8 protein-coding genes are annotated in these 15226 nt (G+C 64.1%); 5 read left to right on the top strand and 3 right to left on the bottom strand.

What is annotated here, in order from left to right; all coding sequences use genetic code 11:
• Positions 1–428: 428 nt before the first annotated feature.
• Positions 429–1228, top strand: a protein-coding gene (locus PV350_RS36255; RefSeq protein ID WP_500337764.1) for an IS5 family transposase whose coding sequence is annotated in 2 segments (ribosomal slippage) — positions 429–767 and positions 770–1228 — 798 coding nt in all. Because the reading frame shifts where the segments join, the coding sequence is not laid out codon by codon here.
• Between the two features lie 499 nt (positions 1229–1727).
• Here the strand turns inward: PV350_RS36255 and PV350_RS36250 are convergent.
• Positions 1728–2687, bottom strand: a complete 960-nt coding sequence (locus PV350_RS36250) for an LPXTG cell wall anchor domain-containing protein (protein ID WP_500337762.1) — start codon at positions 2685–2687, stop codon at positions 1728–1730.
• 2423 nt (positions 2688–5110) lie between these two features.
• Here PV350_RS36250 and PV350_RS36245 point away from each other — a divergent pair.
• Together PV350_RS36245 and PV350_RS36240 are read left to right on the top strand one after the other, a co-directional pair.
• The gene (locus tag PV350_RS36245) at positions 5111–5503 is read left to right on the top strand and encodes a hypothetical protein (RefSeq protein ID WP_500337760.1); all 393 of its coding nucleotides are present in this window, start codon (positions 5111–5113) and stop codon (positions 5501–5503) included.
• A gap of 360 nt (positions 5504–5863) precedes the next feature.
• Positions 5864–6241: a WhiB family transcriptional regulator gene (locus PV350_RS36240; protein ID WP_500337759.1), complete on the top strand. Its 378-nt coding sequence runs from the start codon at positions 5864–5866 to the stop codon at positions 6239–6241.
• A 319-nt stretch (positions 6242–6560) separates the two neighbouring features.
• Here PV350_RS36240 and PV350_RS36235 read toward each other — a convergent pair whose 3' ends face one another.
• Entirely contained in the window at positions 6561–10013 is a 3453-nt protein-coding gene (locus PV350_RS36235) for a S8 family serine peptidase (RefSeq protein WP_500337758.1), read from the bottom strand.
• Between the two features lie 1122 nt (positions 10014–11135).
• On the opposite strand from PV350_RS36235, the gene PV350_RS36230 reads away from it, so the two are divergent.
• Positions 11136–11927 carry a type 1 glutamine amidotransferase domain-containing protein gene (locus tag PV350_RS36230; protein WP_500337756.1) on the top strand — a complete coding sequence of 264 codons (792 nt, stop codon included), beginning with the start codon at positions 11136–11138 and terminating at the stop codon, positions 11925–11927.
• Between the two features lie 269 nt (positions 11928–12196).
• On the opposite strand, the gene PV350_RS36225 is transcribed toward PV350_RS36230, so the two are convergent.
• Entirely contained in the window at positions 12197–14467 is a 2271-nt protein-coding gene (locus PV350_RS36225) for a M4 family metallopeptidase (RefSeq protein ID WP_500337754.1), read from the bottom strand.
• Positions 14468–14905: 438 nt separating this feature from the next.
• On the opposite strand from PV350_RS36225, the gene PV350_RS36220 reads away from it, so the two are divergent.
• Positions 14906–15226, top strand: a 321-nt coding sequence (locus tag PV350_RS36220) for a transposase (protein WP_500337752.1), incomplete at its 3' end; no start/stop codon positions are given.

Here is a 15226-nt window from a genome sequence, read left to right as displayed (position 1 = left end):
CAACGTGAAGCCTCTGGTGGTTCGGACAAGATCTTGTGGTGAGACCTGTCCTACCAGGGGCTTTACGTCTGCCCACGACCAGGATGACTTCGTCCGATCTACCCAGAGGCGAGCGGTTCACAACGTTTCGCGAAGATCATTTCGCTGAGAAAACCTCACTTACCTGATCGACCGGTCACATGAGACCGTCCGGTCGCTCTACAGCATTTGACAATGCCTCATGCGAGTCTTGCAGAGCGCCCAGTGGCCTACAGTCGACGTCGCGCAGCTGTTCGTCACCCACCGCTGTCCTTCCCGTACGTCGACGTCCGTGGATTCCAGGATCAACAGCACACATGTGTTGTCCCACCCAAGCCGCGCGCCCACAGCACCAGCATCTGATAAGAAGTCATCTCATTTGGCTGGTTCGGTAGTCTGCGGGTGTGGGGATCGTTGAGCGGCTGGTGCCGGATGAGTTGTGGGCCTTGTTCCAGCGGGTGGTACCGCCTGCACCGACCAGGCCGCAAGGCGGTGGCCGGCGGCGGCACGGGGATCGGGAAGTGCTGGCGGCCATCGTGTTCGTGGCGACGTCGGGCTGCACGTGGCAGCAGTTGCCGGCGCCGTCGTTCGGGCCGTCGGGAGCGACTGCGCATCGCCGGTTCACGGAGTGGAGCAAGGCCCGGGTGTGGGCGAAGCTGCACCGCCTGGTGCTCGACGAACTGGGCTCGCGCGGCGAGCTGGACTGGAGCCGGTGCGCGATCGACTCGGTGAACATGCGGGCCCTGAAAGGGGGGACCTGACAGGCCCGAATCCTGTCGACCGGGGCAAGAACGGGTCGAAGATCCACTTGATCACCGAAGGCTCCGGTCTGCCCATCTCCATCGGCATCTCGGGAGCGAACACGCATGACAGCCAGGCACTGATTCCTCTGATCCGCGGCATACCGCCGATCCGCTCCCGCCGCGGACCGCGCCGGCGCAAGCCCTCCAAGCTCTACGCGGACAAAGCCTACGACTACGCTCACCTGCGACGATGGTTACGGCAGCGCGGCATCGCCCACCGCATCGCCCGCAGGGGCATCGAGTCATCCGCACGCCTGGGTCGGCATCGCTGGAAGATCGAACGGACCATGGCCTGGCTCGCCGGATGCCGCCGGCTTCACCGCCGCTACGAACGCTCAGCCGACCACTTCCTGGCCTTCACGAGCATTGCCTGCACCCTCATCTGCTACCGCAGACTCACCAAATGAGACGACCTCTAAGGCGCGGTCCTGCGGATAGGGTTGGCCAGGGCCCAGGCGATGAGCGCCCGGCGCGTGGGCACAGCGGGCGCAGTCTGCCCAACCGACGCCGGCCTGCGGAGCACGGTAGATAGGGGTGACCCAGCCCTCTCGGTCAAAACCCGTGAACGTTTCGCTCCACAATGATCATCCGCGGCGGCCCGCTCGTCTCCGCAATCCGCTGCTGCCGTCACAAGCAGAGGGACAAGACCGGCACCTTGCGCAGACCCACTTCGGGCCTGGTCGTCGGCGACAGGAGGCGCGGTCTGTACCCCCTTCAGGAGGTACAGACCCGACCGGCATCCAGATACATCTCTGCGCCCCACACAGCTGGTACTCACTCGAACGGGCAGCGGATGAGAGCCGTAGTGCTCTGCCTTCGCTGCGCTGGGTGGCCTCGCGTCGGCGTCCGGTTCTCGCGTTAGAGGGACCGAACGGCTTGTGCATGGTGTGGGAGCAGGAGATGCGGTCAGTGGTGGCGCATGACCTTCCGGCGTCGAGTGGCGACGAGAGCGATGCCACCGGCGGTCAGCGCAAGGGCGGCTGCAGTAGCAACGAAGGTCGTAGAGCTGGTGCCGGTGTCGGCAAGCGGGCCTTCGTTGTCGGAGGGTGTGGTGGGTGCGCTGGCTCCGGGAGAGGACGTGGAAGGTGATGGTGCGGAAGAAGTGGAAGTGGACTCAGAAGGGGTCGGCTCCGAAGCGGAGCTGGAGGGGCTGGGAGTGGGCGCGGAAGGCGAAGGTGTGGCTGCGGGAGTCGAAGCAGAACTGCTTGGCGTGGGGCTGGGGGATGCGGTGCACTTCTGGGTTCCACCGCGCCAGGCGGCGATCAGGTCGTTGTTGAAGACCGGATGGTTGGGCCCCTCAGGAAGAGGGGCGGCTATGCCGTCATGCTTGCTGTTGCCGCGATAGAGATCGATCTGGGCAAAGCAGTCAGGTCCGGGCACGCTGATGGCGAGTGCGGCGATCGCCCCATGAGTGAGTGTGACTGTGTCGAAGTCCTGGAAAACCTGCTTGCCGGAGGTCTGCCAGGTCCCTCCCTGAGCGCCGTAGGAAGCCAGGGAGACCGTGCAGGTGGCGTCGCCGTTGGCCTTAACACCGATGCGCACGTTTCTGTCGCTGCCGGCCACCAGATTGCTCTGTTGAACCTTGGCCGCGGGAATCCAGGTGCGTCCGTCCAAGGAGAACTGGCACTCGCTGGCCTGGTTCTTTCCGGAGTCCGGACTGGGCTGATAAGTGCTCTGGCCGGTTCTCGGCTGCTGTCCGCTCGCGTATGCGGTCGTCGAGCCGATGGCGCAGACCGTCATTGCAGCCGCGCCCGCGCTAATCAGCAGCATCGTGACGGACCGGCTTGTTGTCGACATATGGATTCCCATCTTGCTTGCTCGTCTGCGTATCGGGCCGGGAAGCTCGATCGACGGGCGGATGAACACAGGATCAAAGTTTGCATGCGCGGGAGCGCATACGGCCCTTTTGCGGTGGACGCTAGAGGACGGATGCATACTTCCGCTACCGAGACGCCATTACAATCTCAGGTCTTCAAGACTGGCCCTGGCAACACCTTGAGCTGATTGCCGGCTTCACGCTGCGCAAGGCAACGCTACGTTATTAGTCGACTTCCACGGCAGGTGAGGCCGAGTACCCCCACGGTCTTCGGCCCCACCCGAGCGCCTTGGTCCCCTTTTTCCCTGAGGCATACGACAGCTTCCGGACCAGGAGGTTAGAACGGCTGCTGCACCGAAGGCGACATAACCATACCTCAGAAACCGGCGGCTCCCGATTCGCGTCCGACTCCGCAGCCGGGACTTGTTTACCTCACTTGCGCCACGCCGACTACGAGTGCCGGCGTACCGCGCTCGCAAATTTTAACCGGCGGGCTCCCTCTTGCCCCAGCAATCCTAACGCGTGAGCGCCATCGGGACAGCGGGCGCCGTGCCGCCAGCCCCACCAAAGCGGGTCATCCAGACGTGGCGCGTACACCCTCGGGCGCACCAGACTTTCATTAGAGCAGGCGAATACTATCGCGGCATTGAATTTTGGCGTCACTATTTGGAATGCGCACGCCATCCTCCGAAAGTACTGCATCGCACGGAACGCCGAACCTCGCTCCCCGCTTGTTTCATCTACATTAGGTTGCCATGCAGATCCCCGTACGCCTTGTCGAGCTCCAGCGTGCCGTTGACGCAGCGGATGCCCGCTATCACAGCAATCAAGGAATCAACTCTAACGTCGCTCTGGCAGTCTGGTCTGACGCCAATGCTGCGCTGACTGATGCCCTCATAGCACACGCCGCTGACAGCGGTATCCCATACCAGACTCTGGAATCGGCTGTTCAACATGACGCACGCCAGCCCGTCTCCGCCCCACCCGAGAAGGGCGCTCTGCCTGCCACCACCGGGGCCGTTCGCGCCTACCACGACGGGGACAGCGTGCGGGGCGACGAGGAGCAGCCGCTCCTAGGCCGCCACAGAGCTCCAGGGCACGGCTAGGACTTTCCTCATAAGTCCAGAGAAAGGACCGGGACAGTCGGCTTCCCTTCGGACTTCTAGTGTTCTGGAGGGAAGTTGATGTCCTCCGGCGGGTCGGCTGCCCGCCCAGGGCCCCGCCCGAGGCCTCGCGGTGAGGAGAGCACAGCATATGACCGAGGTGCGAAGGTACTCTGCCGCGCCGCTGACGTTTACTTGCGAGCATGCGCAGACGCAGCGGTCGCCGTGCCCGCGCGGCAGTGCAGAACCTCGTTGCGGGGTCTGGCCACTTACGCACAGTCGCAGCTTGACCCGCATACTGCCCAAACCTGCTTTCTGCCTGGGGAACGTCGATGAGCTGCGACCTGTGGGTGGCCTCGTCAGCGGGGGATCGTGTCCTAGTATCGCCAGCGCGATATAGCCGCAGAACAGCGCAAGATGTCCCGATATGCACTTGAAAACTGGATAACTCAGCTGAAAATTCGGGCACCCTCGTTCGGGCGTGACAATGGAGGAGCGCCGATGTGGGCGATCGATCGCAGCGCGCAAGATGTGGTGTTCGGGCCGTGGTCGCAGGTTGCGTTCTGCGACCCGTCTTGGGGGCCGGCGGGCGGGTGGCAAGGGCAGCACGGCTGAAGCGGCACCCTACATACCCAGGGCGCCGACTTGCCGGTGATAGCTGTCCCGGCAGACAGCGCTGGCGAAGCTGACCTCGAATCGCTCCGACCCGGCGCAGCGGCCGCCCCCCTCCCCCAACACTCTGGACCAGTCACCATGGCCCTTCAGAGTCAACAGGTCACGTGACCATACGTCGACAGGGGGCGGTTTCCGACCAAGTTGATCGGAACATCAGATCGCGTCAACAAAGCCCTGCCGCCTCCTGCGGGAGGTAGAAGGCGGCAGGACCTCGCTTGCAAACAGCGAGACCCCCAGGCGTATGGGTGGATGAACAGTTATCCTGACCAAGGAGCAATTCATCCGTGATCTCACTCTGCTAGGTAAAAATTATCTCAGCAGGCACCCTCACCACGTTGAACTTCGCTGTCACATATTCGGATGTGCGCGCCAATCTCCGCACCCCGTCTGACTCACCAGGTGATTCTTGCCGTCGTCGTGGACGCGCTAGGCGGGGCGTCCGCAGTCATCAGCGCCAACGCGTGCATCCCTGGTGTGGCTGTTGGGGACGCGGCATTCATAGGCCAGGACCCAATCTCGGCAGCCCTGAACCGTTCGGTTGCTCCTCCCACCCCCATAGCAGCCCTTGATGACACGACACCGAATCGTAGGGTGACCTTCCGGAAAGGAGAGGCAAGAGGGAGGTAGGCAGGCGTAAATGTTGGCAACGCAAGCCCGGTCATACGTTGCGTGCGAGCTGGCTTACATTAGGCGCCATGCACATCCCCATGCGCCTTATCGAGCTCCAGCGTGCCGTCAACGCAGCGGATGCCAGATATCACAGTGCCACGGACGCCTACGCCATCACTGCCCTCACTCATTGGTCCGATGCCAGCGCTGAACTGACCCGATCACTGATCGCCCATGCTGCTGAGAGCGGCATCCCTCACCATAGGCTCGAGGCGTCCGTTCGACAGGCTGCGCACGAGGCAGACCACGACCCCGAACCCGCACAACGCCGCGATTCCCTGGAATCCGGAATGGACGTGGTGCAGAGTGCGCTTCCCCCTGACCCGTCCTCCCCGCGGCGGACGACGGGTCAGAGCTTCACCTCACTTCACGGACGGCTGCGGAAGCGCATCGATCCCATGAACCGCTCATGGCACTGAACCGCAACAGCCTCTGTAACGTGGATAGAGAGCGGGCCGCGACGCGGAAGAGTCGTCACGGGCGGCACGCCACATCTAGCCGGCTAACAGTACGGTCAGCCAGGCCCCGCACGTACCTCCGACGACGAAGCACTAGGCATGGCTGTACTGCGCGGGGACACAACCCGCGCTCGGCCTCGCAGGACCAGTCGCACGCGCGTCGTGTCAACGTCTCCACGCTGCAAAGTCCTGCAGAAACCGGTCGCGAGAACACCCAAGCGTGGCAGAAGGCCGCGTACGGCAGTCGGACTCGACTCCCCAGCCCGATGTCCTGTCGGCCTGCGGCCGTGCCCGACGCGGCTGTCGTATCGTTTCCGAACTGTGCCTGCCCCGATAGTGCGGTGGGCCGACTGGGGAGAGGACAACATCGGGGTGGTAGACGAGGGAACTTGGGGTGCGCAAGCGCTCTGCCGGAGCGCCGAGCCGGACGCACTCTTCTGCGAAAGTGCGGTGCAGAGCCAGGCGAAGGCATTGTGTACCGGCTGCCCGGTAAGAACAGAGTGTCTCGCCCACGCCCTGGACCAGAAGATCGAGCACGGCATCTGGGGTGGCATGACCGAACGCGAGAGACGAGCTCTGCTCCGACGCCGGCCCGCGGTGATCTCTTGGCGGCGCTTGCTGGAAGCCGCGCGCATCGAGCACCACCGACGAGCCGATGAGAACCGGGAGCCGGACGGAGGACTGTCTCAGGTCAGCTGATCACGTATGCCAACCGCAGTGAATCCGATGCCGTCCGTCACGCCTGGTGCTCCCGGTTATCAAACGCGAGCGAACCCTCCTCATCGACACGTCACCCCTGAACGGCTGGACACTCGGCAGACGCCGTCCCCAGTGACATCCTGCTCTTCGCAAAGGCAACGCAACGGATGTGTGGCAGGTGCCAACGCCCGCTGCATGAGGTTCAAGGCGATTCGGTCCCCCGGGGAGATAGCCGCGCCACAGCGTCGCGGCATGTTTCTTCCCCGGGGGACCGTCCCGGCCTCACTCGGGTGATGTTAGAGGCTGTCCAGGCGCTTGTTCACCTGAGGCCGAATGCCCGGACCACGGTTTGTTCCACGCCGTTTCCGTCGCTATCGCGGGCCTGTGCCCGCAGCGTGATGTGCCGTGCCCGGTCCGGAGCGTGCAGCTGGGTCTCCCAGCCGTTCGCCGTCCGCCTCATGCGCTGATCGCTCCACGTGGCACCATCGTCGTAGGAGACCTTCAACCCAGCAGAATCGATGCTCTTCGCGGTCGGCCCCCCTGGCAGATGAGACGCCCGGAGTGTCAACTTGGCGGATCGAGCGGCCTTGTGCTCGAGATCGGTGTCCACCACGTAGTCGAGCTGTATGAGCGGCAGCTGAGCAAACTTGCCAGCCTTCGGCGATCCGGAGATGAAGTCCCAGGCTGTTCGAGTGCGGATGGAATACGGATACGCCGCTGGATCACGTTCCGTGGTGGTGACGATTCGGTAGGGGAGCCGGCGCGGACTGAGAGTCACGCTGCTTACGTAGCTGGATCCGCTGACTCGCTCGATGACGGCACCCCCCTGCTGCAGGCTGATTGTCTGGTCGAGTGCGCCCAGGCCGCTGTCAATGCTGACGTGATCGGCTCCGGAGTCACCCCAGCCGGGCGCCTCAACGGTGATGCGGTCGCCCTCGCGCCGAGGGAGAGCGACGGAGTCGTTGATCCTCGGTCGTTGGATGGGCCCCAGCCACTGCTCGCGAGAGGAACGGCCGCGCGGATAGACGGTGCTCCCACCCGACTGGAAGGTGCGAAAATCGTCTGGCGCGTAGGCCTCCACCTCCGCTGCCCACCGCACGAAACTGTCGGCGGTGACCCAGTCGGTACGGAAGCGCCCGAAGCGGAGATCCGCTGGGAGACTCCGCGCCCTGGTCTTCAGGTGAGGATTCATGTCGTAGCGGTAGTCGAATATCTGGCTCGAGGACTTGCTGTGGAAGTCGACGTCGACCTGGGCGAGGTCACTCTGCCTCGGTCGGTACGTCAGGTCACTTGGAATTGTGCCGCTCCACTGGCGTACCAGATCGTAAAGATAGTCGGTGACGGGATGTGACTCCACCTGGAGGTTCACCTGACCCCTGCTCCGCAACTGGGAGATCAAATGGTCGCCCAGATCCATCGTCAGGGACGCCACGGCCAGCGGCGTCTTTGTAACGCTGTCGAAGTACCTCCCGGGCTCGTCATTGACGACGAGGAGGAGCACCACGCCAGCCTTCTGTGCTGCGGCAACCTGCTCGTCCAGATCGCCGCGGCGGACGACTGCGGCCTTCCCCCTCGGGTTGAGGCCGGCGTAGTCAGCCGTGGCACCGTCACCCGCAAAAACAGCCGTGAGGTGTCTGCTGCCCTCGGGGAGGGCCCCCGAGTTCGCCATGACACGCAAGTCGTCGAAAGAAGTGTCGTTGGAAGCGACGGTCAGGACCGGCTGAATCTTGCGCCATCGCGCAGTGACGGACATTTCCCCGTCACGTACCTGCGGGCCCGGTTCCGCCCACATGCTGTCGTGGGCCGAGGCCACGATCAGCGAGTATGTGGCAGCGGCCGTACTCCCGATCGCCCGGTGGTAGTCCAGTCGCATCTCGGAGTCCACGCTCTGCCGAGGCGTCACAGCCTTGATTTCTCGCAGGGTGGTGCCGTCGAAGCGCACGGTCGTATCAGCTGCGACGACCACCTTGGGTGCATCGAAGAGTGCTGTACCACGAGAGTTGGGACCGTGACTTCCTTCAACGTCTCCCCACATCCAGAGCGCGTAGGTGCCCTCCGGCACCAGGAGGTCGGCTCTGCCGTTACCCATGCCGTACACATAGAAGGAGTCTGCCGGATCGCCCTCGCGAATCATCATGACTGTGCCGGGGATTGGTTCGCCCCTTCTGCCCGTGGCTTCTACCACCAGATGGCGGGGCCGGTCCTCGGTGCTGACTCCGATGACCGTATCCGCCAATAGCTGGCCGTCGGAACCGTAAGCCTGGACCTGACCGGTGTACAGGCTGCCGTCCGGTGCTCTGCTCAGATCGGCGGAGACCGTGATCGTCCTGGTGCCACCGGCCGGAATGGCGACCTGGGGTGTGGACAGGGAGATCAAACCGGTCGGCATGCCGGGGGCGACAACCTTCAGGTTCAGTGTCACGTCACCGCTGGAGGTGTTCGTGTAGGTCACCCGCCGTTCAGTCGACCCGGACTGCTCGTCACCTTGCGGATGAATGCCGAGGTACGCGGTACCAGTGGCGAACACTGTGGCGTTCGTCGTAGCGGCGATATCCAGTCGTCCGCTGCCGCCTTCGTACGGTCCGTACTCTGGGGTGGCCTTGGCCGTGCTCACTAGTGCGTCCTTGAGCTGCTGGCCGTCCCAGTCAGGATGATTTGCCACCAGAAGTGCGGCTGCGCCGGCCACATGGGGGGTGGCCATCGACGTGCCACTCATGGTGGCGTAGAAACCTTCCCCTGGCGCGTACTGGGACCGTGCAGCCAGCACACCGACGCCGGGAGCGGTAATCTCCGGTTTGAGAGCGTGATCGACATACCGCGGACCACGGCTCGAGAATTCGGCAAGGTGGTCGGCGGAGTCCACGGCGCCGACAGTGAGTGCTGCGTCCGCGGCCCCGGGGGTGCCTACAGTACTTTCTGTCGGACCGTTGTTGCCTGCCGCAACGACGAAGAGGGCACCGGTCTCCTCGCTGAGCGTGTTGACAGCCTGGCTCAGCGGGTCGGTGCCGTCGGTGGGCGAGCCGCCTAGGCTCATGCTGATGATCTTCGCCTTTTGCTCCCTGGCCGCCCATTCCATCCCGGCCAGAATCCAGGAGTCGAAGCCGCTGCCGAATTCATCCAGGACCTTGGCGATATGCAAGCGGGCTCCGGGCGCAACACCTCTTTCCTTGCCGTTGGAAGCGTCGCCTGAACCGGCGACGGTGGACGCGACATGGGTGCCGTGGCCGTTGTGGTCGGTGACGTCCTCACCAGGCACGAAGCTGACACCGGCCTCGATCTGACCGGCAAGGTCTGGATGCTGTGCGTCCACACCAGTGTCCAGCACAGCAACGTCGACGCCCTGACCGGTGTTGCCCTTCGCCCAGACCGGCGGCGCAGCGATCTGCGCCACCGTATCGGCCAGACTCACCTTGACCTTGCCGTCCAGCCACACCTTCGCGACGCCCTTCGCGAAAGCGGGTGAGGCATTGTCACCGCGAGCATCGGGAGGTGGAGAATCCCCGCCGGTCAGGGAGAACCAGAAGTCATGTGCTGCGCCTAGATCCTCGGTGATCGACTTGCCGCGAATGCTGTTGAGGGCGCGCATCTCGGTGGCGCCTTCCGGCACGGCTGTCGCACGCCTCGCGGTGCCGGCGTCCTTGTAGGTGAGGATGAGCGGGAGCCGGTCGGCATGTGCGTCGCCGTACCCGTCCCGGAGAAGCAATGTGACATTGAACAGGCGCTTGTCGATCAGTCCCGCGCCGATGTAGGGCATGACGCTGGTGGGATACACGTACGTATCCGTGCCCACCGAGGTGACGTGTGCCCCGATCGGCTCACCGTCCGGGCCCTGTACCGTCGTGGTGCTGGGCCCAGAGCCCTGCTTACGGACGGTGACCTTATCGCCGGTGATAAGGGTAAGCGTTTGGGGTGCGCGGGCATCCGGGGTCTGTGGGGCAGTCTCCGCGGCCACAGACGCCTGCTGTGACTGGCCGTATACGGGCGGGGTGACCGCCAGTACGGTCGCGGCCGCGAGGATGAGCGGCCCCGACCTGCGTGGGAATCCGAGAGTCAACGAGAATCCTTTGTTGCTGCATTCAGGATGTTTGGTCTCGAACAGGTCGCTTCGGGACACGACGACAGACTGAGTCGAACGTTGCACTCGCACTCCCAAGAGGCCGACCCACGCCTGCCGCCCCCTTCACTTAAGTGCGCACAACCGCCCAAATCAGGCTGCTGCTGCGGAACTTACGTCCCGCTGTGACCCCTCCCACAACGAATCGACGCGTTCACTGGAGGACACCTTGTAGCCAATCAGTGTCGTAGGCAATACCGTACTGTTAACTGATCATTTCCGGAGCATGCCCAATACCCATCGGGAGCACGACGTTCGCAACTCTGAGCGTCGAGTCGAACTCCTGTCGCCACCTGCGGCAGATGACCGACCGTCCGTTGCTGCGGTCTGCAAGCCCAAGGCCGACGGACCGACCGCCGAACACCAACTGTTCCAGGACCGAGTCCGACAGGATGGCCGACCGGTTCACGGGACGGGACGAGAATGCGGTCATCACGCATGACCTGCGGACCTGCGTGTCAACGGCGCAGCGGCGGAACGGCTGGACAGCCAGCAGGGCTCGGACGCCGGCCTCGAAGCTCCTTGCCGGCGTCGGGACCGACCGGCAACAGCCGCAACACTCGGAACCTTGCCGAGCAGGGCCCAGCGACTGTGCGACGTCGCTGCGGCTTCTGCAGGCCGGTGAGATCGCGAGCGAGAACCCCTGGGCACGGTAAGGACCTGGTGCTTGGCGTCCGGGCCGTGCGCGGGCGGCATAGAGCCCAACTAGGATTGTCCGCCCGCTCCTTCAGGGCGGTGTGCGATCCCCACCGCGCGTATCGAAGCGCGTCGCGCAGTGTCATGGACACGAGAGGCCTGTGTCATGATGCTGATGTGCGTGTTTTGATGCCGGTGCCTGACCAAGGTTTCGATGTGACCGAGGCCGCGGTGCCATGGAAAGTACTCACCGACGCGGGACACCGGGTCGACTTTGCGACCGAGCGGCCCGGTACCCGGCCATCGGCCGATCCACGTCTACTGAGCGGGGTGCTGTTCGGACGGCTCGGCGCAGCCGACGAGGCCAAGCGTCATTACGAAGAACTCATACATAGCCCTGCGTTCAACAACACTGCGGGCTGGGACGAGGTCGACGTGACCTCCTTCGACGGACTGCTGCTGCCCGGCGGCCACGCACCGGGAATGCGTCAATACCTCGGTTCGGCCGTACTGCAGCGTCAGGTGGCCCGGTTCTGGGCACTGAATAGGCCGCTCGGCGCCATCTGTCATGGCGTCCTCGTCCTGGCCCGTGCCAAGAACGAGGACACGTCGCGCAGCCTGCTCGCTGACAGCCGCACCACCTGCCTACCCAAGTACATGGAGCGGGCCGCTTATTGGACGACTGCATGGCGCTTGGGCCGCTATTACCGCACCTACCCGGCTTACGTCGAGGATGAGGTGCGCAGGGCCCTCACCGACCCAGGCGCCCAGTTCGAACGCGGTCCTCGCGTGCTCACACAGCGGGGGACAGCTGAGGACGACACGCACGCCTTCGTAGTCGAGGACGGCCGTTATCTCTCAGCGCGCTGGCCGGGAGACGCCTACCTGTTCGCTCGTCGGTACCTGGCTCTCCTCGAGAGTTCGCCCTCTGACTGACATTCTAGCGTTGCTTCTGATCGCCGGACGGGAGCCGTAGCCGACACTTTGTGCTTCATCTCGCTCCGCGGGCCAGTGAATGGTCCGCGGACAGCAAGGGTGTGCGCGCTCGGCAAACAAACCATAGTCATTCCCAAAGCCGTCCTCGCCCCCTACCCGCGACAACCGCACTGAGACTGAGAGGCTCATGGCCAAGGTTGTCAGAGCGGTGTGCCGCCGCAGTCCAGATCAGCGGGCTGCGACGACAAACCGGTTGTGTGGGGTGCTGATCAGAAGTCGAGGCTCCAACTGTCAAGGTAACCGGGCAGGGCGTCGTTGCCAGGCCATGACGGGGTGTTGTCCTGGATCCACAGCTTCCAGGTGCCATTGGCAGCGATGGACGAGGCGTCGACAGTGTAGGTAGCTTGGAGCTGATCGCCCGGGTCCCAAGACCAGTCCTTAACCAGGAACGTGGTGCCGTCCGGTGCGATCAGTTTGATCACCTGTCCGCCGATCCAGAACTTGTGCAGGTCGGCGGTGACCTTGAGGTCGGCCGGCGCGTTGCCCTGGCGGCCTGTGACGGTGATCGGCACCTCCACGGTCTCCCATGCTGGGATGTCGTAGCGGTCGGGGTTGACGAAGTGGTCGCCCCCGTTCTGCAGAACGGTCACGGGCCACCGTAGCGCGAGGGTGTCACCAACAGAGGTTCGGATCTTGATGACGGTCGCGAAGGTACCCGCTACTGTCGGGGTGCCGGAGATCAGGCCTGTGGTGGAGTTGATCTTCAGGCCGGTGGGGAGCTTGTTCGCCGAGTAGGTCAGGGCGCCCCGACGGCTGGCGCTCGCCTGAACCTGCCGGCTGACAGGGATACCCGTGGCCATGTTCCGGGTGGACGGCACCAGCGCGGCGATGTGGTGGACGAAGCGGGGGCCGACGTTGACTGCCGCCCAAGCATTGCCCACCGCCTCGTAGGCCTCGCCCGACTTGCCGAAGAGGTCGGCAGCGGCTTGCAGCGTGGCGACGCGTGCACCCGCGTAGTCGGTGGTGCTGGTCATGTACCGAGTCAGGGCTCGGTACCAAACGTCGGTGGCACGGTGCAATCCAATGCCGGTGACACGCTTGCCGTCGTAGGTGGGACTGTTGTACGAGACGCCCTTGATCGTCTTCTTCCCGCTGCCCTCGGCCAGTAGGTAGAAGAAGTGGTTGCCCACGCCCGAACTGAAGTGGACGTCGAGGTCCTTGGTGCTCGTTGTCCAGTAGTCCTCCGACCCCCCCCTGTCCGAGGCATCTTTCGACGGCTCGTCCATGTAGCGCAACGGCTCGCCAGTGCCCTTGATGTCGACGAGCTCGCCAAGCATGTAGTCGGGTCGGTCCGTGGCGTTCGCAGCGTAGAACTCGACAGCTGTTGCCATGATGTCGCTGGTGGCCTCGTTGAGGCCACCGGACTCGCCCTCATAGATGAGACCGGCGGTCTCAGACGTCACTCCGTGAGTCATTTCGTGAGCAGCGATGTCGAGTTGGGTCAGTGGGTGCGTGTTGTCGGCCCCATCACCGTATGTCATGCAGAAGCATTCGCTGTCCCAGTAGGCATTGGCGTAGCCGACACCAGCATGTACACGGGACACGGCCCCAGCGCCGTCGTCTGCGATTCCGTTACGCCCGAACCTGTCGTGGTAGAAATCCCAGGTCTCGCGCTGTCCGAAAGCGGCGTCGACAGCCGCTGTCTGCCGGTGTGCGGCCGTGCCGTCGCCCCACACGTTGTCATCGTCCGTGAACAGGACTCCGACGCCACCCCCGCCGTTGAGCAGGTCTTCAGTGTGGTGGTCGCCACGCTGTGGATCGGTCAGTTCGTAAAGGGCCCCGTCTCGCACGGTACCGACCCGCACACGACCGCTGTACTGGCTCTGTCCAGTGCCGGTGTGGATCTGCTCGACGCTCTGCAGTTCTTCACCCGTGCTGGCGTCGGTCAGTACGTGAAGACGGCTCGGGGTTCCGTCGCTCTGGATCCCAGTGACCACCGACTGCCAGGCCAGGCGCGGCTTGCCATCGTCCGCAGCCCAGACAACAAGTCGGGGAGCCTTCTCGGCCGCCACCTCCTTGGTGTGTTCGGCCTTGGCAACGTCCAGCGCGAACTTCCGCGCCTTGGAGGCTGGCACGGAAGCGACCGTCGTGGCAACGGCAATCTGGTCGGATGACCCCTTGGTGGTGCTTAGCGAAGTTCCACGCTGGTGGACCACCAGGTCTCCACCAATGACGGGAAGCCCGTGATATGTGCGTTCGTAGCGGGTGTGCACAGTCCCGTCGGCGTCCTTGATGACGTCCTTGGGTATGAGCTTCTCTCCGCTACCAAGCCGCAGAGAAGTGGCAGTCGCGGCACTCGTCTCAGCTGCGTCCTTGAGCAGTTCCGCGCGCTGCGCGGGAGCGAGACGTACGGTCTCGGCGCCGGCCCGAGCCGTCACGGCTGTCTCTTCCCGAGGCGTCGGATCCTGGGAAGCGGCAAAGGCCCCGGGGCTGGGGAGCGCCGTGGCGAGGATGGCAGCCAGAGCGACTGCCGACGACATGGCGCCTCTGCGCCCCGGGAGCATCCGGGGTGAAGTATCCCCCGAAACGTATGGGTTGTGCGTCACTAATGCAGCTCCTTGTGTCCGGCCAGGCAAGACCAGAGAGGGGTGGGAGATCGGAGGCGACGATGCCTCCATGGGTGATGACGTCCGGCGGGAAAGCCAGGAACGATCTGGTGGATCGTTGCAGCCACGGATTCGGGAGTCCACACTCCGGAGATCATTGTCCGAAATACGGTCGAGATCCACTGACCGGTCACTCGCCCGGGGTTGGCGCCACTTGCATCTTCAGGTCGCACTAGGGTTGCGTCCTTGGAAGTGGTGTAGCGGGTTGGACCTGATGCGGGGGTTTGCTCCGGCGTCTGGGTTGGTGCCCGCATAGACAAACGGCCACCGGCTGATCTTCGAAGTGTCGAAGCCTCGAAGGAGATCAGCACGATGACCGCACCTGACAGTCTGCCCCTGCACGCTCTGACCGAGGAGAACCTCGCCTCGGCGAGTCCCGATCTGCTGCGCGCAATGGTCAAAACGTTCGCCGACGCGCTCATGTCCGCCGAGGCCGATACCCTCTGCAACGCCGAATACGGCCAGGTCAGCGACGAACGCGTCAACCACCGCAACGGATATCGCCCCCGAGAGTGGGACACCAGGGCTGCCACCGTCGAGCTGGCCATCCCCAAGCTCCACAGCGGCAGCTACTTCCCCCACTGGCTCCTGGAACGCCGCCGCAGGGCCGAACAGGCCCTGATCTCGGTGGTC

The sequence above is a fragment of the Streptomyces sp. PA03-6a genome (genome assembly GCF_033792765.1).
In the GTDB taxonomy this organism is placed as follows: Bacteria; Actinomycetota; Actinomycetes; order Streptomycetales; family Streptomycetaceae; genus Actinacidiphila.
This window is presented reverse-complemented; position numbering and strand designations above follow the sequence as displayed.

Coding starts and splice junctions, on each gene's coding strand:
- PV350_RS36245 (WP_500337760.1), top strand. CDS start 5,111: ATGCACATCCCCATGCGCCTTATCGAGCTCCAGCGTGCCGTCAACGCA.
- PV350_RS36230 (WP_500337756.1), top strand. CDS start 11,136: ATGGACACGAGAGGCCTGTGTCATGATGCTGATGTGCGTGTTTTGATG.
- PV350_RS36225 (WP_500337754.1), bottom strand. CDS start 14,467: ATGTCGTCGGCAGTCGCTCTGGCTGCCATCCTCGCCACGGCGCTCCCC.